16 protein-coding genes are annotated in these 21019 nt (G+C 40.3%); 9 read left to right on the top strand and 7 right to left on the bottom strand.

Translation table 11 applies throughout. The annotated features are described in order from the left end of the window. The first annotated feature begins 12 nt into the window (after window positions 1-12). Window positions 13-1974 (top strand): heparinase II/III domain-containing protein, encoded by a 1962-nt coding sequence (locus BM015_RS15030; RefSeq protein ID WP_090660197.1) that lies wholly within the window; start codon window positions 13-15, stop codon window positions 1972-1974. Between the two features lie 46 nt (window positions 1975-2020). After that, complete coding sequence (locus BM015_RS15025) at window positions 2021-4321, top strand: DUF2264 domain-containing protein (protein WP_090660194.1); 2301 nt, start codon at window positions 2021-2023, stop codon at window positions 4319-4321. Window positions 4322-4605: 284 nt separating this feature from the next. Here the strand turns inward: BM015_RS15025 and tnpA are convergent, their stop codons facing one another. Both tnpA and BM015_RS15015 read right to left on the bottom strand, forming a co-directional pair. Continuing rightward, window positions 4606-5067, bottom strand: coding sequence for an IS200/IS605 family transposase (gene tnpA / locus BM015_RS15020; protein WP_090660191.1), 462 nt, complete (start codon window positions 5065-5067; stop codon window positions 4606-4608). A 388-nt stretch (window positions 5068-5455) separates the two neighbouring features. Beyond that, entirely contained in the window at window positions 5456-6331 is an 876-nt protein-coding gene (locus tag BM015_RS15015; protein ID WP_090660188.1) for an AraC family transcriptional regulator, read from the bottom strand. 446 nt (window positions 6332-6777) lie between these two features. On the opposite strand from BM015_RS15015, the gene BM015_RS15010 reads away from it, so the two are divergent. From BM015_RS15010 to BM015_RS14980, 7 genes are all read left to right on the top strand, one after another. Beyond that, window positions 6778-7548, top strand: coding sequence for an HpcH/HpaI aldolase family protein (locus BM015_RS15010; RefSeq protein ID WP_090660186.1), 771 nt, complete (start codon window positions 6778-6780; stop codon window positions 7546-7548). Window positions 7549-7578: 30 nt separating this feature from the next. Further along, window positions 7579-8448, top strand: a complete 870-nt coding sequence (locus BM015_RS15005) for an NAD(P)-dependent oxidoreductase (RefSeq protein ID WP_245751446.1) — start codon at window positions 7579-7581, stop codon at window positions 8446-8448. A gap of 15 nt (window positions 8449-8463) precedes the next feature. Continuing rightward, entirely contained in the window at window positions 8464-9462 is a 999-nt protein-coding gene (locus BM015_RS15000; RefSeq protein WP_090660180.1) for a hydroxyacid dehydrogenase, read from the top strand. Continuing rightward, window positions 9440-10774 (top strand): FAD-dependent oxidoreductase, encoded by a 1335-nt coding sequence (locus BM015_RS14995; RefSeq protein WP_090660177.1) that lies wholly within the window; start codon window positions 9440-9442, stop codon window positions 10772-10774. Before BM015_RS15000 ends, BM015_RS14995 begins: the two co-directional genes overlap by 23 nt. 72 nt (window positions 10775-10846) lie before the next feature. Next, window positions 10847-12523 (top strand): dihydroxy-acid dehydratase, encoded by a 1677-nt coding sequence (gene ilvD, locus BM015_RS14990; RefSeq protein ID WP_218148506.1) that lies wholly within the window; start codon window positions 10847-10849, stop codon window positions 12521-12523. A gap of 216 nt (window positions 12524-12739) precedes the next feature. Further along, entirely contained in the window at window positions 12740-13858 is a 1119-nt protein-coding gene (locus BM015_RS14985; protein WP_090660173.1) for a sulfatase-like hydrolase/transferase, read from the top strand. Window positions 13859-13992: 134 nt separating this feature from the next. Beyond that, a complete protein-coding gene (locus tag BM015_RS14980; protein WP_090660170.1) occupies window positions 13993-15306 on the top strand; it encodes an MFS transporter in 1314 nt (437 codons plus the stop codon). Between the two features lie 42 nt (window positions 15307-15348). Here the strand turns inward: BM015_RS14980 and BM015_RS14975 are convergent, their stop codons facing one another. The 5 genes from BM015_RS14975 to BM015_RS14955 form a co-directional block, all read right to left on the bottom strand. Continuing rightward, entirely contained in the window at window positions 15349-16077 is a 729-nt protein-coding gene (locus BM015_RS14975; RefSeq protein WP_090660167.1) for a copper homeostasis protein CutC, read from the bottom strand. Between the two features lie 5 nt (window positions 16078-16082). Further along, window positions 16083-17108, bottom strand: coding sequence for a glycosylasparaginase (locus BM015_RS14970; protein ID WP_090660164.1), 1026 nt, complete (start codon window positions 17106-17108; stop codon window positions 16083-16085). A 35-nt stretch (window positions 17109-17143) separates the two neighbouring features. Then, the gene (locus tag BM015_RS14965) at window positions 17144-18499 is read right to left on the bottom strand and encodes a sugar porter family MFS transporter (protein ID WP_090660161.1); all 1356 of its coding nucleotides are present in this window, start codon (window positions 18497-18499) and stop codon (window positions 17144-17146) included. 17 nt (window positions 18500-18516) lie between these two features. Further along, a complete protein-coding gene (locus BM015_RS14960) occupies window positions 18517-18912 on the bottom strand; it encodes a phosphomannose isomerase type II C-terminal cupin domain (RefSeq protein WP_090660158.1) in 396 nt (131 codons plus the stop codon). Window positions 18913-19255: 343 nt separating this feature from the next. Further along, window positions 19256-21019, bottom strand: coding sequence for a class I mannose-6-phosphate isomerase (locus BM015_RS14955; RefSeq protein WP_090660155.1), 1764 nt, complete (start codon window positions 21017-21019; stop codon window positions 19256-19258).

Genomic DNA, 21019 nt, shown 5'->3' with positions numbered 1-21019 from the left:
AGAAATTAAATAATGCTACAAAAGAATTGTGTTGTTCGCTGGTTTTATATTTTGCTTTTCATGCTTGTGTTTTGCGGCAAAGTATTTACGCAGCAAACAAATGCAAGGGATTATCTTATAACTGCACTCAATGCTTCTGGCTGGCAACCCAACACAGAAGCATTGAGTGCATGGAAAGCAAAACAAAAAGAAAGTTGTCTTCAAAAAATTAAAGCATTACCAGATTCTGTAAAGCAATATTTAATTAAGCATGCTGATGAAGCATTGTCTTTCAACTGGCCGGCTTTGCCCGCCAGTTCTTTTCTTGAATACAGGGATAACGGCAACCGCATAAGATATGAAAAGAAACAAACGGAACGCCGCAATTATTTGAATGCACTGGCAATTGCTGAAATTATATCAGGCGATAAAAAATATATGCCGCAACTGTTAAACGGTTTGTGGGCAACGCTTGAAGAAAGCACCTGGGAAATCCCCGCTATTGTTGAACTGCAAAAAGCAGGCGCTGATTTGCCTGATCCATCAGAACAGGTTATTGGCCTTGTTAGTGCTGAATCCGCTGCGATGATTGCCAATATTCAGTTGATGCTTGCTGAGCAACTGGATGCTTATTCTCCCATCATCAATAAAAGAATAACATTCGAGCTGCACAGGCGCATGCTCGATCCTTATATGCAGCGTAATGATTTTTGGTGGATGGGCTTTTCGGGCAGGCCGGTAAATAACTGGAATGCATGGATAAATGCCAATGTGCTTCAGGTGGCTTTATTAACGGAAACAAATGGCAACGAACTATCGCAGCTTATTCATAAAATATTTAAAAGTGCAGATTATTTTATCAATCAATATCCGGCTGATGGCGGCTGCGATGAAGGGCCAACTTACTGGAGCCTCGCTGGTGGTAAACTGATAAAACTGTTATACCTGGCAAACAGTGCCTCAGACGGAAAGTTATCGTGGGCTGCAAATACTTTACTGCATAACATCGGCACTTATATTTATAAAACACATATTGCCGGCGATTACTTTGTAAATTTTGCTGATGCAAGCAGCAAGACTATTCCCAATGCTGAAAGTGTTTACAGGTTTGGCGAGATGTTTAATGATGATTCATTAAAACATTTTGCCGCCTATCTTTTTTCTTTAAAGAATAAAATGCCTGAAAACAACCTCGTTGATTTTCTTGCTGCAGCAGATATTTTTAACGAGTTGACTACACTTAAGCCTGATCCGATGTTAATATCATCCGCGGCGCTGGAAGATATACAAGTGTTTACAGCAAGGTCTGTTGCGGGTTCAACATCGGGATTGTTTATGGCAGTACAGGGCGGCCACAACGCTGAAAGCCATAACCATAATGATGTTGGGAATTTTATTGTATATGCCAATGGAGAACCCGTAATTGTTGATGCAGGCGTTGGCACTTATACCGCACAAACATTCAGCAATAAGCGTTACGAAATTTGGACCATGCAATCGCAGTGGCATAACTGCCCGTTGATAAATGGCGTGATGCAGAAAGATGGCAGGCAATACAAAGCTTCTGATGTTTCTTTTGAAACTACAAAAAACGGAGTGCATGTTGGAATGAATATAGAACAGGCTTATCCTTCAGAGGCGTTTGTGAAAAAATGGAACAGGCAATTCTTATTCGATCAAAAGAATAATAAGCTTACACTCTCAGAAAATTTTCAGCTTGAAAAAATAACAGGTAAAACCAGTATCAATTTTCTCAGCAGTTGTTTTATAAAAACTGATGTTAAAGGCGAAATAGGTTTTTATAACAGTAAAGGCAATCTTATGCTTACATTAAAATATATACCAGGTTTAATGACGGCAAGCATTGAAGAAAAGATATTGGATGATGAAAAATTAACGAATGCATGGGGCAATAAATTATATCGTTTATCATTCACTTTAAATGATAGGGCCTTAAAAAAAGGGGGTTGTGTATTTGAATTACTTGCTCCATAAACATACATGCCCGCTTAAGTTATTTAATAAGAATAAATATATCATTATGCGCAAAACCTGTTTTTATTTTCTTTTTATACTTTTTGTTTTTTGCATGCATACCTCTATGGCGCAGCAAAAACAGAAACCGGGTGCATTAAAGAATAAAACACAGGAAAATATTGATGTAAATGAAATTCCTGCTTTATTAAAAAAAGTTGCTGACTGGCAACTGGCTAATCCAACAGGCAAAGAGTTAAACTCCTGGGAGTATGGGCCTTTTTACATAGGGTTGATGGCATTGTATAATGTTACTTCAGATAATAAATATGTTGAGGCTGTAAGGCAAATGGGCGATAGTGTTAACTGGGAGCCGGTACCACGTCCTTATGATGCAAATGTATTGGCCATTTCGCAAGCCTTTCTTGAGTTGTATGAACTTACGGGACAAAAAAGCATGATTGATAAATCGCGTTTTGTAATGGATGCAACTATGCGCCGCGAACTTAAACCGGACATAACTTTTGATAAGAATAAATATTGGTGGGAATGGTGGAGTTGGTGCGATGCCTTATTTATGGCGCCGCCGGCTTATGCGAGAATGGCAACTATTTTCAATCAACCCAAATACATGGACCACATGGTTACGGAATGGAAGCGCACATCAAACTATCTCTATTCTCCTGTGGATAGTTTGTTCTTTCGTGACGACCGTTTTTTTACAATGAAATCAGCCAACGGTAAAAAAATATTCTGGTCGCGTGGCAATGGCTGGGTAGTTGCAGGGCTTGCAAGAGTAATGCAGTATATGCCGAAAGATCATCCTGACCGCGCTTTTTTTGAACAGCAGTTTAAAGAGATGTGTTACAAGCTTAAAGGCATTCAAATGAGTAACGGTTTCTGGAGCCAGAGCTTGCTTGATCCTGGAAACTATCCGCAAAAAGAATCAAGCGGCACCGGCTTTTATGTATATGCAATGGCTTGGGGTGTGAATAATGGTTTGCTGCCCCGTGATGAATTTATGCCGGCCATACAAAAAGGTTGGAATGCTTTAAAAGAATCTGTTCATGCTAACGGTAAACTGGGATATGTGCAGGAAGTTGGCGACGCTCCGACCGACGTTGATTTTGATGACAGTGAAACTTACGGAACGGGCGCTTTTTTGCTTGCGGGAAGTGAATTATATAAAGCCTTTCATGCATCAGCAAAAACATTGACCGGCTTTAATGATGATAGAAATTTTACGCTTAATCTTTTATTCAAAATAGCAGATCCTGTATTGATGCCTTTAAGCAAAAATCAGTTGCATAATGTATTTCCCAGGAAGGAATGGGAAACAAGAGAAAGCAATATTCAAACATCACCATTGCAGGCATTTGGCCGAACTTTATCAGGTATGGCGCCGTGGCTTTCACTTGGTGCTGACAGTACTGATGAAGGTAAGCTGCGCACACATTACATTGAGCTTGCAAGGCAATGTTTGATCAATGCTACCAATCCTGCTTCCCCTGATTATATGTTTGCAGATTCAACACAGGAAAGGATTGTGCATGCAGCTTACATAGCTTACCCATTGCTCATCGCACCCAAACAATTATGGGAGCCATTGTCAGCAACACAGCAAAGAAATATTATTGCAGCATTAGAAACGCACCGTGCCTTTAAACCAAATGAAAGCAACTGGTTACTTTTTCCTGCCATTATAGAAACAGCTATATGGAAATTTACAGGCGAATGCAATAAGCAAGCTATTGAATATGCAATAAAAAAACATGAAGAATGGTATGTTGGCGATGGGGTTTATGGCGATGGCCTGGAATTTCATTGGGATTATTACAATAGTTATGTAATACAGCCTTTGTTGATCGAAGTATTGAATAACTGCAAAGCTATGGGCATGCCGGTTGATGATATGTTGAAAGAAGCGCTAACACACGGCGAACGCTATGCGCAGGTACTGGAACATCTTATTTCGCCGGAAGGTACATTTCCTGTTATCGGGCGGTCATCCGTATATCGTATTGCCATGTTGCAGCAACTGGAATACATGGCTTTTCGTGAACATAAATTGCCTTCAACATTGGATGCGGGTGCAACGCGGGCTGCAATAACTGCAGTTATAAAACACATGATGCTGGCCCCGGGAACTTTTGATGAAAATGGCTTTTTGAATGCAGGCATCGTTGGTGAACAGACCGGCGCCATCGATTATTATAATTATACCGGTGCTTTATATATGTGCACCATGGGTTTATCTCATCTTGGCATTCCTGCCAGTGATGCTTTCTGGACAGCGCCTGCCGGTAAATGGACACAGCAGAAAATATGGAGCGGGGAGAAGATAGCTGATCAAACGGTGTTTAAATAATGTTGTTGTTAATTACCAAAATGCTGCCCTTACAGGGCTTATATAAAACTGCTAATATTCATATCAGCAACCAAAATGGTGCCCTTACACGGATGCGATGATTTTATTTGGGAATTGTTTGTTTATAATTAAAAACTTCTTATAAAAGCCTCGTAGAGGCGATATTCTGGTAGATGGTAATGGTAGTTTTGTGTTGTGAGCTAAGCTCCGTAGGAGCGACATTATTATGAATACATTAAAATGCCGCCCTTACAGGGCTTTCACCAAATTGCCAATATTTCTCTTTAATCATAAAATTCAAACAAATATTTTTCATCATGCACCACATTAAAATCGGATAACATTTTCAAATATTCTTCTTTGAATGTTTTAACCCTGTGATGTTCCTCCTGGTTGAGGATATAATTTATAACATTATTTCTCTGACTCCTGGAATATGAAAATGCGCCATAACCTGATTGCCATTCAAATTTTCCTTTTATAAATTTTTGTTCATTAATCCATTTGCTGCTGTTTGTTTTTACAATCCTCATCAAGTCAGCAATGCTGGTAGTAACCGGCATGCCAAAAAATATATGTACGTGATCCTTCCATCCTCCAACAGCTAATGATGTGGCGCCATTGCCTGTAATGATACCGGAAATATAACGGTGCAGTTCATCGCGCCAATCAGGATGGATTAGATTCTCTCTTTTTTTTACAGCGAACACTGTGTGAATTGAAATTTGTGAATAGGTATTTCCCATACAATACAGATTAATATTCTACCAAATTACTGTATTTCCGGTAACCAAAATGCCGCCCTTACAGGGCTTCATCAAATTGCTAATATTCATTAGCTACCAAAATGTTGCCCCTACAGGGCTGTGATGATTTTATTTTAAATTGTTTCTTGGTAATTAAAAAACGTTTCATAAAAGCCTCATAGAGGCGATATTATTATGATGATTAAATTAAATGCCGCCTTTACAGGGCTGTGATGATTTTATTTTGAATTGTCTCTTGGCAATTAAAAACGGTTTATAAAAGCCTCGCAGAGGCGATATTCTGGTAGATGATGATTATTATTTTATTCTGCTGCCAAAGCTCCGTAGGAGTGGCATTATCATATATGCTATAATGTAACCCGCCTGCTTATTTTTCCAGCTTTTTAATCTTCATCTTATACTCTCTCGGATTGGTGCCGGTTATTTTTTTAAATGTTTTTGCAAAATTGGAAAATGTATTAAAACCGCTCTGGTAACACACTTCCGTAATGTTTGCATCGTCTTTCAACAATTCTTTGCAGGCATAATTTATCCTTATTTCATTTACAACCTGCATGAGCGTTTTATTGTATCTCTTTTTAAAATACTTGCAAAAAGCAGCCTCATTCATGCATGCTATTTCTGCTACTTTTGAAAGACTTATCTCTTCAAGGTAATTGTTCATGATATACTCATACACCCTGTTCATGCGGTCGTTATCATAATCATTGCTTTTATTGGCAGGAATATGATTTTGATTTGATAAAACTTCAAGATTATCAGATACGGCAATCTCGTATAAAATTTTTAAGAGGAGCGAAATCCTGTCCGGCCCCTTTGCTGTAAGTAATGATTGCATCAGCGATACGAGCTTATTAAAAGTTTCTCCTACGATCCTTAAACCGCTGGAAGCTTTTTCCAGCACTTTTTGAATCTGGTAATTTTCGGGAAGATCAAACAATCGCACGCCATTAAAATCTGCATCAAATTTTAATATAATGGCTTTTACTTCTTCATTTGAATGCGAAGCCCCTTTGTCGTTATGCCAGTGATGCGGCAGGTTTTTGCCAATTAAAACCATGTCTGAATTATCGAAACTGCTGATATGGTTGCCAACAAATCTTGAACCGCGTCCTTTAAGAATTGCCGTTAACTCATACTCATTATGAAAATGATAAGGCACACTGAAATGCGGTTTTATACGCTCTTCGATAGTGAACGAAAGATTGGGCGACGATGTGTTTTTAATTAGTATTGGCTTCATGCTGAACAAACAATGTTATAGATGCTAATGTAATAATTCCGTATAATCAAAAACACTTTTTTATAAGGAATTTATCCTTCGAAAAAGTGTTCAGGCAAATTGAAAAAACCGTTTTTTATTTCTTAAATATTAAAGACAAAGCATCATTCATAAAAGCTGCAAATCCGTAGCGGAAAAGCGCACCTTTTTACTGCAGCAAAGGCAAATATTGTATTCATTTTTGCAAATAATGAAGCGGCTGTTTTTGCCAGACCTGAGTTTATTTGCTTATCGGTTGAAAACTTATTCGGTATTTATAAACCCTGCTTAATTAAATATTGAATATACAGTTTCTTGACGCTTGAATCGTACTGCATTTAAATTAAAGAAGTGCTTAGCTAAATGGCATACAAAAAAATAATATTTCTAAAATATAATAGAACTGTTTGCAAATTCAAACCATTTAAATGAAAGGAATAAAACAAAGATTGAATAATGGCGAAGTATTGCTGGGCACATTTCTTAGCCTTGGCAATGCACTTTCCGCTGAAATTATTGCCAACGCCGGTTTTGACTGGGTGATTGTGGATATTGAACATGGATTAGGTTCTGAAGCAGATGTGATCAATCAATTGCTTGGCTTAAAAAACACCAGTGTTTCAGCCATTATAAGAGTGGAAGGCTACCAGCGCCAGCGTATTAACCGCGTGCTTGATGCAGGCGCCGACGGTGTTATGTGCCCGCGCATTGAAAATGCTGAAGAAGCATTGCTTGTTGCCCGTGCGATGCAATATCCGCCGGAAGGAACAAGAGGCGTTGCCAAAATGATACGCGCCGCCAAATATGGAGATGATTTTGATGCTTACCGTAAAGCGGCATCTGAAGAATTATTGGGTGTTATACAAATAGAAACCAAAGAAGCTTTAAATCATCTTGATGCAATTGCAGCGATAGAAGGTGTTGATGTATTATTCATCGGGCCATCTGATCTTTCTATGGCGCTTGGTATTTTTGGACAAACAACACACCCGCTTTTCATTGAAACCGTTGATAAAATTATAGCTGCCGCAAAACGCGCAGGTAAACATGTTGGAATATTGCTTGCCAATCCTGCTGATCTGAAAAAATATCATGACCTGGGTATTCAATTCTTTGCGTGCGGTACAGATGCAAGCTTTCTTAATACAGGCGCCAAACAAACAATTGAAGCGTTAAAAAAGTCTAAGGCTTCTGTTTAGGACGAAAATCTTCTTTATAAACAATAAACCGTGAAAGAAAAGATAGGATTTATCGGGTTGGGTATTATGGGCAAACCGATGGCCAGGAACCTGGTACATGCAGGTTATACACTGTATGTTTTTAGTTCGGGCGCAGCATCTGTACGTGAGCTTGAAAAAGAGGGCGCCATTAGTGCATCATCACCCAAAAAAATTGCAGAACTGTCGGATATTATTATAACCATGCTGCCTGATTCACCGCAGGTAAAAGAAGTGGCTTTTGGCAACGATGGCTTGATAGAAGGTTTAAGTAAAGGCAAACTTTTTATAGATATGTCAACCATTGATGCAGCCACCGAAATAGAAATACATGAAAGGTTTGCAGCCATTGGTGTTGATACACTGGATGCGCCGGTTTCCGGCGGCGATGTTGGTGCAAAAGCCGGCAGCCTTTCCATTATGGCTGGCGGCAGTAAAAATGCTTTTAACCGTGCGTTGCCGCTGTTTCAAATATTGGGTAAAAGGATTAATCATATCGGCGCCACCGGCGCAGGACAGATTGCAAAATCATGCAACCAGATTGCTACGGCATTGGCTACGCAAGGTGTGATTGAAGCATTCTCACTTGCAGCCAGCGCAGGCATTGACCTTGCCAGGTTAAAAGAAGTTCTGTCGGGAGGTTTTGCAGACAGCAGAACGCTTGCTGTTTCTGGTGAGAGAATGATTAAACGGGATTTTTCTCCGGGCTTCAAATTAAAATTATATACCAAAGACCTGCGTATTGCCAAACAGGCTGCTGCTGAAAGATCGGTTAATCTGCCCGGTACACAACTGCTGCACAACGAAATGCAGCAGCTTGTATCTGAAGGAAAAGGTGAGCTTGATTTCAGTGCATTGATACATCTTTTTGAAAACAATTAAAAGTTTAAAACATATATGAGCAAACTCCCGAAAGTTTTTATTTCAGAACCTATAAACTCCAAAGGCACAGAAATATTGGAAGGGAAAGTAAACATGGTGCTGGCGCCTGATACAACAAAAGAAACGGCGATGGCTTTGATTGCAGATGCGGACGCTGCTATTCTCAGGGCTACAACAATCTTTGATAAAGATGTAATTGAAAAGGGAGCTAACTTAAAAATTATTGCAAGAACAGGTGTGGGGATGGATAATGTTGATATGAAGTTTGCAGGTGAGCATGGCATATATGTGTGCAATACACCAGGCACTAATGATACAACGGTTGCAGAACATGCGGTGGCAATGATACTGGCGCTTTCAAAGCAGGTTATATTTATGGATAAGGCGGTGCGCAAACAAAGATGGCATGAACGTTTTTCGCTTAACCAGATTGATATAAAAGAAAAGAAGATAGGTATAATAGGTTATGGTAAAACCGGCCGGGCTACTGCAAAATTTTGTAAATGCCTGGGCATGATTGTTACTGCCTACGATCCGTTTATTGCACATGAAGGTTTGGATGTGAATTTTTCAGATGATCTTGAGACCATATTTAAGGATTCTGATTTTGTAAGCGTTCATTGCCCGGCAACCCCGCTCACCCATAAATTTATCAGCGATCAATACTTGAATATCATGAAGCCGAAAGCTTATCTCATCAATACTTCCAGAGGTGATTTGGTTGATGAGCAGGCACTGGTAAATGCTTTATCTGAAAATAAAATTGCCGGCGCTGCATTGGATGTGTTTAAAGAGGAGCCGATGAACGCGGGTAATCCTCTGCTTAAATTTTCTAATGTTGTTTTATCGCCACATGTTGCAGGCTCTACTAAAGAATCTAATGAACGGATTGCCATTGCTGCGGCACAGGCGGTTATTGATGCTTTAAACGGCAGGCAGCCTTCCAATATCTGTAACCTTCAATACTTTCCTGCAACAGAAAATATGCTGAATGAAAAAAATGTTCACCATTGATAGTTATCATGTACCTGTAAAGTATGAACCTGATGTTTGTATAATTGGTGCAGGCCCGGCAGGTGTTGCTGCTGCTATTGCTGCGGCACGGTTAAAGTTGTCTGTTCTGCTGATTGAAAAATATGGTTTTTGCGGCGGCGCCACTGTTGCCGGCCTCAGTGGTACTATTTGTGGCTTGTTCAGCAGTGGTAACAATCCGGAACAAATTGTTTTTGGCTTTGCTGATGAATTTTATTCCGCACTGCAAAACAAACATGCGGTTGTTAAGCCTGTAAAATTTGGCAAGACCCTGCTGGTGCCGCATGATAGTTTAAAGTGGAAAGAAACTGCGGATGAATTGCTGGCCGCACACAATTGCAGCATACTTTATCATACTAATTTTTTGAATGCTTATACGGATGATGATGGCTGTATCAGTTACCTGCTGTTAAAAAGCCCTGAAGGTCAGTATGCCGTTAAACCCAAAATTGTTATTGATGCATCCGGGGACGCAGAAGTGGTTCATAGCATTAATCTTGAAACAACTTTCGGCAACAACGGCCAGGTGCAAACGCCAACCATGATATTTAAAATGGCTAACGTTGATATGAAGGCTTTTCTTCAGCTTGATCCTCATGATTTGAATGCCAAAATTGAAACAGCGCATTTAACCGGCAGGTATCATTTGCCCAGGCATCATGTATATGTATTCCCGCTCCCCAATTCCGGTGAAGTGTTGTGCAATATGACGAGAATAACTTATCCTGATGGGTCTGTTCCCACGGGTATCCATTCAACGGATCTCACTTTTGCTGAAACAGAAGGCCGCAGGCAGGCGCGTGAATACGCAAGTTTTCTTATTGAAAATATTGATGCTTTTAGGGATGCTTATATGTCTGATACAGGCGCACAGGTAGGCATCAGGCAAACACGTTCAATTGCAGGCGTGGCAAGGCTTATGAACAATGATGTAATACATGCCATAAAAAATAAAAATGCTATAACACATTCTGCGTGGCCGATAGAGTTGCATGCTGCCGGTGGGTTGAAAATACATTATCCCGAAGATGATTTTTATGATATACCGTTTGAAACATTAATTCCCAAAAATGCTGTGAACGTATTGGTGGCAGGCCGTTGTATGTCTGCAGAACATGAAGCACTGGCATCGGCGCGTGTTACCGCGCAGTGTTTTGGAATGGGCTATGCCGCTGGTGCTGCGGGCGGGCTGATGTTAAAAGAAAACATTACAGCAACAACGCTTAACGGTGTAATGGTAAAGGAATGGATGAAAGAAAATAATTTAAAGAATGCTAATGAAACGCCCATGTAAAATGTTTTTCACACACAGGGGAATGTACTTAAGGGCGTTCCATGAGACCATTGAAAAAACAAACTTGCACGAATGAAAAATAATCTCAGGAGCAATTTTGAAGAAGGCAGTACAAGATGGGCTGTAAGAAGGGCTCAGTGGATTGCTATGGGCATAAATGAAGCAGATTTTCATAAACCAAAAATAGCCATCATCAATTCCTCATCCGGCCTGTCGGTTTGTTACCAGCATCTCGATGCATTTTCAAAACTGGCGCAGGAAGCGGTGCGTGAAGCAGGCGGCCTGGCGTTTGAAGTAAATACAATTGCACCATCAGATTTTGTAACATCTGCGGGTAAGAAGGCGCGTTATCTTATGCCAACACGCGACCTGATGGTGAATGATATTGAAGTAATGATTGAAGGCGCTGTGCTGGATGGGATGATCTTATTATCATCCTGCGATAAAACAACACCGGCGCATCTTATGGCGGCTGCAAGGTTAAATATTCCTTCCATTGTTGTGCCTTGCGGTTACCAGCTTGGCGGCGCCTGTAATGGAAGAAATGTAGATATTGAAGAAGTGTATAAAGGCGTTGGCACTTTGCTTACAGGAAAGATGACGCTGGATGAAATGAAAGACTGGACGCGTTGCGCTATCAAAGGGCCCGGCGTATGTGCAGGCCTTGCCACAGCCAATTCAATGCATTGTATGGCGGAAGCACTGGGCATGGCCTTGCCCCAAACAACGCCGGTAAGGGCTGGCAGTGAACGCTTAAAAGAGATTGTAAGAAGCGCAGGTTTTAAAATACTGGAACTTGTTGAACAGAATGTTTGCCCGAGAGATATATTAACCAAAGAGGCTTTTGAAAATGCTGTGCGTGTTGCTGTCTCCATTGGTTGTTCTGTAAATACAGTTCGGCATCTTACTGCCATATCGGTAGAAGCAGGTTTAGATATTGACATGATAAAAATGTTTGAAGATGAATCCTTAAAGCTTTCACAGATCACACAAATACGGCCAAACGGCCCTGACCGTATTGAAGATTTTGATAAAGCCGGCGGCACGAATGCTGTATTGCATCAACTTAAAACATTACTCAATACGGCTGTATTAACGGTTGAAAATAAAACGCTGGCTGCTGTGCTGGAGCGGCCTGCTGAAATTGATGAAGCCATCATTCATACCATGCAAAATCCCTTTAGAAAAGAACCGGGCCTTGCCATTATAAGGGGCAGCATAGCGCCATCCGGTGCAATTGTTAAACTTTCAGGCATTGATGTGGCTAACCGTATTTTTAGTGGCCCTGCAAAAGTGTATGAAGATGAAGACCTGGCGATGCAGGAGCTTGCCAAAGGCAACATTATTAAAGGTGATATTGTGGTGTTGCGCATGATGGGGCCGGTTGGCGGGCCGGGTACCGTATTCGCCTGCAGTTTTATGGCTGCTTTAAGCGGTGCAGGCCTGGCAGATACAGTGGCGGTTGTTACAGATGGTGAATTGTCGGGATTGAATAAAGGCATTACAATAGGGCAGGTGATGCCGGAAGCTGCGTGTGGCGGGCCGCTGGCAATTATTGAAAATGGCGATACTGTTTTAATTGATCTTGATAAAAGAAAAATTGATCTTTTAATCAGCGAAGAGGAGTTTTCAAACCGCATGAATAACTGGAAACCAAAAGCAAGAAAGCTTGAAAACAACTGGTTGAAGTTTTATGCAGATAATGTAATGCCTATTGAAAGAGGCGCCGTGTTTGGAAGAAGAGATTGAGGAGTTAGTGGTGTGAGTGGTGAAATATTCAATAATCAATGTTCAATAATCAATAATCAATGTGAGCGCTTTTATATTGAACATTGTTGATTGTTTTTTGAATAAGAGGAGAGGTGGCAGTTGTGATTACTGAATTTGTTGAAACAAGCTGAAAGCCGATACCTCATAGCTGAGAGCTGATACCTCACAGCTTCAAAATAAAGTACTAATCGAATCATGAATAAACCGGAAAATGTAATCGTATTTTTTATTGACGGGCTTCACTGGAAAGCGCCTGCGAGGCTGAATATGCCCGTTTTCAACAGCCTGATAAAAGAAGGTACTTATATTGAACAGTCGCACATGATCATGCCGCATCATCCCACGGTTGGTGAATATGGCCGCATACACAGTTCATCATTTCCCAACCCTGTTTTGCAGGAAGGAACATTGTTTATTAAACGGGGAAATAAAATGTTGCAGGATATATTTCCTTCAAATCAAACAACTGCATTTATAGTAAATACAAAAGCCTATACATCTGTAAGCAACGGCTTTACCATTAATATTCATAATCCCGGTATAACAGATGAACAGGTGGTAAAGCAAAGTATTGAATTGCTGCATGAATATGACGTACGTTATTTCAGGATACATTTACAAACACCGGGTAATGAAGGCCGCTTCTTATCTTATACAACACCGGATAAATCTTATTACAGGAATATTTGGGGCGAAGGTTCGCCTTATGTTGAAGCTGTTGAAAACGCAGACATGTTATTAGGTGTATTGACCGATGATTTAAAACGAACCGGCAAGTGGGAATCCACGTTACTTATTGTTACTTCCGATCATGGGCAAAGTGAAAAGGGCTGGCATCCTATGGTTGATAAAGACAGTGTGATAACGCCGATGCTATTTGCTGGCCCGTCCATCGCTAAAGGCAGGCGGTTATCATATTTTGAACACACAGATCTTACGCCAACCATTGCCGGTTTAATGGGGCTGGAACAACCTAATAAAGATGGCGGCGCCGGCATGTTTATAAAAGAAGTGATGGAAACCATTGATACGCCTGCATTTCAGCATCCTGCTTATATTAAGACAATCAATCAGCAACTGAATGATTTTAATGCTTTGCGTGCAAGGGTTATGATTGCCGGTGAAACAGATTCTTATTATTCAAGTCTTATAAGTTATCTCGAAAACGAATTGCTTACGCCGGAGCCTTTTTATCACCAGGACAGGTTTTTGGAATGGTACAAAGCCGGCAATACAGCGCATCTTATTGAAGCAAATAATAAGATACTGGAGCAAATGCGCGGTGAGCTTTCAAAGCCTGGCAATAATGATTAGTGTATGTTTTGACAAAAGCCCCGGAGGGCGGCAGTTTGGAGGTAATAAAAAATAAAAATTGTTCACCACAAATGCGTAGGGTTATCTGCGCATCTGAGGTCTAAATAAAAACATGCAAAACCACAGCTTGCAAAATGAATTCTAAAACTGTGATCATTCCTTTTAATAAAAAAAACAGCAACATCCGCTGGATGGTTGTTGTATTATTATTCTTTGCAACCACTATCAATTATATTGACAGGCAGGTTATTGGTTTGCTGAAACCCGTACTGGAAAAGGAATTCAACTGGACAGAAACGGATTACAGCCGTATTGTGATGGCCTTTTCTTTTACCTATGCAATAGGCTTATTATTTTTTGGAAGGCTGATAGACGGTATAGGTACAAAGCTGGGTTATACCATTTCAATCATATTGTGGAGTATTGCCGCCATGCTGCATGCTTTCGTAAAAAGCACTGGTGGTTTTATTATGGTAAGAAGTTTTTTGGGAATAGGAGAGTCGGGGAATTTTCCTGCTGCCATAAAAGCTATTGCTGAATGGTTTCCTAAAAAAGAAAGGGCATTGGCAACCGGTTTGTTTAATTCGGGCGCAAGCATTGGCGCTGTTATTGCACCCATTATTGTTCCGCTTATATTAGCTGCTTATGGCTGGAAAGAAGCATTTATTATTACCGGTGCACTTGGTTTTATATGGCTGGTATGCTGGCTGTTTTTTTATGAAGTGCCCGAAAAGAAAAAACGTCTTTCACAAACGGAATACAACTATATAAACAGCGATGTTGATGAAACGGAAGAAACAGAAAAAATAAGCTGGTTTAAGTTACTTGGCCTTCGGCAAACATGGGCGTTTATCACAGGTAAGTTTCTTACCGATCCTATCTGGTGGTTCTTTTTATTCTGGCTGCCATCTTATTTTTCATCTACCTTTTCTTTAGATTTATCAAAGCCCAGTCTTCAGTTGGGCGCTGTTTATCTTGCCACAACCATTGGCAGCGTTGGCGGCGGTTATCTTTCTTCTTATTTAATAAAAAGTGGCTGGCCTGTTTTTAAAGCAAGAAAGGCTACATTGCTTATAGCAGCAATTTGTGTATTGCCGGTTATGTATGCAAAATATGCAGGTGATATATGGACAGTTGTTGTTTTAATCAGCCTTGCTGCAGCAGCACACAATGCATGGAGCGCCAACATTTTTACAATTGCATCCGATATGTTTCCCAAAAAAGCATTGAGCTCTGTGATTGGAATAGGAGGAATGGCCGGATCCTTAGGCGGTATTCTTTTCCCCATTCTCGTAGGCTATCTTTTGGATGCTTATAAATCAAAGGGAGACATTGTTGCCGGCTATAATATTCTTTTTATAATATGCGGCCTGGCTTATCTGCTTGCATGGGTTATTATTCATTTTCTTACACCAAAGATGAAAGTGGTTAAAACAAATAACTCCTGATTTTTAAAACAGGAGTTATTTGATGAATACATTTTTATACGCCTAACTGTTTAATGCTGAAATCATAGCTTTTACTTCAGCTTCATCGGCAATATAAACATTGCCATAATCACTTACTTCTTTGTTAATATAGGTAACAGGGTTCGGTGCAATTTTCCTGGCAGATGAATGAAATTCTTTTGCGCCACTTGCATCTCTCAGCTTTGCAATGTTGGATGATTTTACACCGGCGCCTGGCATAATGATAATTCTGTCACCGGCTTTATCAACCAGTTGTTTTAAAAGTTCAGCGGCATCCGGCGCCGCGCTTTTTTGCCCTGATGTAAGTATGCGTTCGCAGCCACAACTAATAATATCTTCCAATGCTTTAAAGGCATCCGGCGCGCAATCAAATATGCGATTACAGGTAACACCCATAGGGCCAGCCCATTCAACAATGCGTTTCAATCTTTCTGTATCTACTTCAGAATTAATCTTTGATATGCCAACAGAAATTCCATCACAACCTAATTGTTTGCACATTTCAATATCATCTTTCAGAATATCAAATTCCTCATCACTATAAAAATAATTGCCTGAACGCGGCCTTAAAATGGGATATAATTTGATCGAGATTTTTTCTCTTACTAATTTAATTGTGCCATAGCTTGGCGTGGTGCCGCCTTCTATCGGGTTGTCGCATAATTCAACACGCACAGCGCCGCATTTTTCTGCAATTAAACAAGACTCAATATGAAAAGCACAAACTTCCAATACTGCTTTATTACTCATAGATTTTATTTATAAAAACTTTTTGAAGGAAATATTTTATTGATTGTTTTACCGGTTACAGAGTAAACAAAACCCGGTTGCAAACTATAGGCGCCATATTCACCTTTTTTATTCAATGCTACAAAACCTACCTGAATATCTTTTGATTTTTCAGGATTTCTTTTTACAATTCTTTCAACAGCTTCCCTGCACGCATCTTCAGGGCTTTTGCCTTGCCGCATCAATTCAACCACTAAATGTGAACCAACAATGCGAATTACTTCTTCACCCACACCGGTTGATGTTGCCGCACCAATTTCATTATCAACATATAAGCCAGCGCCAATGATAGGAGAGTCGCCAACACGGCCATGAATTTTGTAAGCGAGCCCGCTCGTTGTGCATGCGCCGCTTAAATTACCGTTTGCATCCATTGCCATCATGCCAATAGTGTCATGGTTGGACGGCCCGCCCGGCATAGGGTCTTTGCTTTTATCATACAACCTGTTCTCCACATTTATCTCCGGATGATAGTTAGATGTCTTCAACCATTCTTTCCATGCCTTTTCGCTTTCTGGTGTTAAAAGATTTTCTTTTTTAAAACCATTGGCTAACGCGAATTGCAATGCGCCTTCACCAGCTAAAACAATATGCGGCGTTTTTTCCATCACCAATCTTGCAACAGAAATAGCATGAACAATATGTTCAAGGCACATTACAGAACCACAGTTATAATTTTCATCCATAATGCAGGCATCAAGTGTTACATGGCCGTCACGATCAGGCAATCCACCTAATCCAATAGTTTGATTGGTTGGATCGGCTTCAGGAATTTTTACACCGGCTTCAACAGCATCCAATGCTCTTCCGCCCTTACCTAAAATTTCCCAGGCGCCTGCATTTGCCGTTTGTCCGAAACCCCATGTAGATACAACAACCGGGTTATCTTTTATGTTATATATTTTTTTATCCCGGGCTATAAGTTTGGTGCTGCTTAAAGCAGCAGCAGAGCCCAATGCGGCGGTTTGTAAAAATTTTCTTCTTGAAGCCATTGTTATTGTTTTATTAATGAATAATAGTGTTTTTTTTAATGAGGCGCAACAAAAGCCGTATCCATTTCTTCGAGTGTTTTGCCTTTTGTTTCTTTTACAATTGTTAAACTGAATATGAGATTGATTAAACTGAAGACTGCGAATGCCCAAAAGGTAAATGCGGGCCCCACTTTTTCCAGCAGCCAGGGAAAGAACTGGCCAACCAGCCATACGGCTATCCACAAAGCCATAGTGCAAACCGTAACTGCTTTTACACGCACATGCGTTGGAAAAATTTCATTGATGATGATCCATGTTACCGGGCCTATAGAGAAGGCGAAACAAATAATATAGATCATCATTAATACCAATAATAAAATGCCTTGTGTATTGTTGGTATAAAAAAGAGCGCCGCATAATATCAGTGAAATGATGATGCCTGTTAACCCGGTTTTTAATAAAAATTTGCGGCCGTATTTATCAGCGTAAGCAATAGCAATAATGGTAGATAAAAAATTTACCGTGCCGATAATAACCTGGAACATTAATGCATTGCTACTGTCAAAACCTGCCGACTGAAATATGTTGGGGCCATAATAAATAATAGCATTGATGCCGGAAAATTGTTGCAGCACCGCCAATACAATTCCGATGATTAACGGAATGCGGACCGATGGGTGCAACAAAGAGACCGAGGCTGTTTTTGTTCTTGCCCTTGCATTTTCAATATCGCTGAGTTCCTTATCTGCTGCGGGTTTCGGGCGAACTGTGTATAAAATATTCTGTGCATCGGCCTGCCTGTTTACCTCAACCAGCCAGCGCGGGCTTTCGGGCACTTTTATCAATAAGAATAAAAAGAGGATAGAAGGAATACACATCACCATAAACATGCCACGCCAGGGTTCTGCCAGTAATTCACTGCCGCTGTTGCCTGATGCAGACAGTATAGCTGCATTTGAAAAGTAGGCGAGAAGAATGCCGAAAGTAATAGCGAGTTGATAATAAGCAACCATTCTTCCTCTTTTATCTGCCGGTGCAAATTCTGATATATACATGGGCGAGATAACAGAAGCCATGCCAACGCCAATGCCGCCGATCATTCTTGCAGCCACAAGTAAGGTAAAGGAAGAAGCAAAACCGCAACCAAACCCTGATAATAAAAACATAACTGCCGCGATGATGATGGTTTTCTTTCTGCCAATTCTATCGCTGATAATACCTGTTGTAAATACGCCGATGATAGAACCTAATAAGCCGCTGCTCACTAACCAGCCTTCAGCAACTGTATCTAATGAAAATTGTGTTTTTACAAAACTGATAGCGCCTGAAATAACGGCTGTATCAAACCCGAATAATAAACCGCCAAGCGCAACGGCAAAACAGATATAGTTTGTTCGTTTACTAAAATTCATAAGGCAATCGTTGTTGTTTATTCTCCTTCTCCAGGACGTTTGTAATCATCATCGTAGCGTTGAATATCGGCCTGCTGCCAGTTGCCAAATGCCACTTCCAGCACACGCACTGCTTTATCTCCTTTGCAGGAAAGGCGGTGCTTTTCATTGGCAGGAATCCATATTTCATCGCCTGCATTGCAATCTTTTATGTCATCGCCAACCTGCACGGTGGCGCCATCATCAATCACAATCCAAAGTTCTGCACGGCCTGTATGCGACTGAAGGCTTAAACGCTGGCCGGGCAGCACGCTCATTAAACTTACCGTGCAATCTTCATTGAATGCAAACTGTTTAAAAGTGCCCCACGGCCTTGATACAAAAGCCACATCAGGCTTTGTAACGGGAATGGGTTTGGTTACATATTCACTCATATATTTTTGTGATTTTTGTTTGAATTATATTAAACCTAACAGGTTTCAAAAACCTGTCAGGTTTGTTGCAACGTCATTTCGACGATAGGGGAAATCTCCCGATTATCAACAGGCATAATAATTAATCAACGATTTAAACTTGCTCAACCTTAATAGAAAAAATCATAATTATAAAACCCAACCTTATTATTTTATTAATAAGGTTGAAGAAGGTGTTGCTAAATTCTATTAAGGTCAAACAATTATTCACTCATCTTTATTTTCAAGAGATGTCTCGTTACCCCGACATGACATTCAAAGAACTTTATTAAATCAATCAACTTGCATGTGTTGATTAAAAACTTTATGCTTTAAATCTTACAAACGCTTTCAATGTTGCGCACTCTTTTCCTTCACTTTCACCATAAGGGCGAATCGTATATTCTTTCACTGATTCGGGAATGATGAACGTTTCTGCATAATGCACAATAAAAGGTTCGAATGCATTGGCCGGGCTTTCAACAATCGCTTCACGGCCTTCAATCAAATTCAGCACATTCACACTGCCATTTGTTTGATGCGGTACTGTGGCTGTAAACCAATGACGGCGTGTTTCTATAAACTCAGTTTCATGCAGGCCGGTATATTCTTCCCGCCAGCCATCACCGCGGTTTATTTCTTTTATTGTGTTAACTAAATTATTTTTTGTCCATTCGGTTGTACGCGACCAGTCAATAACTTTTTCGCCATGTTTTATATTAATGGGCCGTGGCTTTCCATCTAAACCCAATCTTCCCCAATCCCATAATTTAAATGTGAAGATGTAGGGGGTTGCACTTATTTCAAGCACCATGCTTCCCCTGCCGGAACAATGCACCGTGCCGGATGGTATTAAAACATGATCGTGTTTTTTGACAGGTATTTTATTTACGAATTTGTCAGCATCAAAAGGTTGTTCGCCTTTTTGCGCTTCCGTTAATTCGGCAATCATTTGTTGTGGTTCAATGTTATCTTTTAAGCCGAGATATACAAAAGCATCTTCATCGGCATCCAGCATATAATAGCTTTCATCCTGCGTATAAAACATGCCGAATTTTTCACGGATATATTCATTTGTTGGATGCACCTGCAGGCTTAGGTTGCCACCTTCAATCGTATCTAAAAAATCGAAACGGATGGGAAACTCTGCGCCAAACCTCGCTTCAACAACATTGCCTAATAAGGCTTTTGGCTGCGCAAAAACAACGTTGATGGAAGGCGTTTCAAAAACAACATCATTAAACTGCAACAATAAACTGTTTTCTTCCGGCACACCATCGAAGCACCAGGCAAAGTTTTTTTCGCTCTTATCAAGGCCGCAATATTTCTTCATCCATTGCCCGCCCCAGGGGCCGGGATCAAAAAACGGAACAACGCGGAAAGGCTGATGCGCCGTTTGTTTTAATGCTTCGTTGAAAGCTTTGCCATCAACAATTTTAGGGTTATTTTTTTTAACGGTGTCCACTACAAAATCCCATTTGTTCATCAATGTTTTTTTGTGGCGATTAACCACACGCCAGTCAACAAAATAGGCTTGTTTATATTGAAGTGAAGCTTTCAGGTTTTTATTATTTACACCAAGGTTACTTACTTCATTCCTGCGTTGGCGAAGCTGGCCTTCCCAGCGTGTCATATCTAAATAAAGCAGGAGGTCATATTGCTGGGGAAGCAGGGTTGCTCCAACGCCATATATAATTATTGTGCCTTGTTTCTGTTCTAATTCTTTTTTGAAATGCTCAATCTTTTCTGCATCAAAAAAATCGTTGATTGTAAGACGGGTGATATAACCAAATACTGCATCATCCGTAACATCTGGATATACCATTTTGCTGATTGCATCTTCAGGCAGCATGTAGTCTTTGGTAAGAATAAATTCACCTTTAACTGAAGATTGAAGATTGTTCAACACTTCTTCATCCAGTATTTCGGTATAACATTCAATGGCAATAATTTTTTTTGTATTGGGTACTGATTGAATGCTGTTGTTGATAATATTGCTAACCTGTTCCCAGCCCTCGCCACAAACAACATTTTTATTATTTGCCTGAACAATAGGAAACTTGTTATAATTAGGAATATACGTAGCCAT

The organism is Parafilimonas terrae (genome assembly GCF_900115755.1).
Classification (GTDB): domain Bacteria; phylum Bacteroidota; class Bacteroidia; order Chitinophagales; family Chitinophagaceae; genus Parafilimonas; species Parafilimonas terrae.
The sequence above is the reverse complement of the archived record's forward strand: the minus strand, read 5'-3'. Positions and strand labels throughout refer to the sequence as shown.

What these genes read in the sequence shown, in the direction of transcription:
- BM015_RS15030 (WP_090660197.1), top strand. Translation starts at nt 13, where the DNA reads ATGCTACAAAAGAATTGTGTTGTTCGCTGGTTTTATATTTTGCTTTTC.
- BM015_RS15025 (WP_090660194.1), top strand. Translation starts at nt 2,021, where the DNA reads ATGCGCAAAACCTGTTTTTATTTTCTTTTTATACTTTTTGTTTTTTGC.
- tnpA (WP_090660191.1), bottom strand. Translation starts at nt 5,067, where the DNA reads ATGGGAAATACCTATTCACAAATTTCAATTCACACAGTGTTCGCTGTA.
- BM015_RS15015 (WP_090660188.1), bottom strand. Translation starts at nt 6,331, where the DNA reads ATGAAGCCAATACTAATTAAAAACACATCGTCGCCCAATCTTTCGTTC.
- BM015_RS15010 (WP_090660186.1), top strand. Translation starts at nt 6,778, where the DNA reads ATGAAAGGAATAAAACAAAGATTGAATAATGGCGAAGTATTGCTGGGC.
- BM015_RS15000 (WP_090660180.1), top strand. Translation starts at nt 8,464, where the DNA reads ATGAGCAAACTCCCGAAAGTTTTTATTTCAGAACCTATAAACTCCAAA.
- BM015_RS14995 (WP_090660177.1), top strand. Translation starts at nt 9,440, where the DNA reads ATGAAAAAAATGTTCACCATTGATAGTTATCATGTACCTGTAAAGTAT.
- ilvD (WP_218148506.1), top strand. Translation starts at nt 10,847, where the DNA reads ATGAAAAATAATCTCAGGAGCAATTTTGAAGAAGGCAGTACAAGATGG.
- BM015_RS14985 (WP_090660173.1), top strand. Translation starts at nt 12,740, where the DNA reads ATGAATAAACCGGAAAATGTAATCGTATTTTTTATTGACGGGCTTCAC.
- BM015_RS14980 (WP_090660170.1), top strand. Translation starts at nt 13,993, where the DNA reads ATGAATTCTAAAACTGTGATCATTCCTTTTAATAAAAAAAACAGCAAC.
- BM015_RS14975 (WP_090660167.1), bottom strand. Translation starts at nt 16,077, where the DNA reads ATGAGTAATAAAGCAGTATTGGAAGTTTGTGCTTTTCATATTGAGTCT.
- BM015_RS14970 (WP_090660164.1), bottom strand. Translation starts at nt 17,108, where the DNA reads ATGGCTTCAAGAAGAAAATTTTTACAAACCGCCGCATTGGGCTCTGCT.
- BM015_RS14965 (WP_090660161.1), bottom strand. Translation starts at nt 18,499, where the DNA reads ATGAATTTTAGTAAACGAACAAACTATATCTGTTTTGCCGTTGCGCTT.
- BM015_RS14960 (WP_090660158.1), bottom strand. Translation starts at nt 18,912, where the DNA reads ATGAGTGAATATGTAACCAAACCCATTCCCGTTACAAAGCCTGATGTG.
- BM015_RS14955 (WP_090660155.1), bottom strand. Translation starts at nt 21,019, where the DNA reads ATGGCTACGTATATTCCTAATTATAACAAGTTTCCTATTGTTCAGGCA.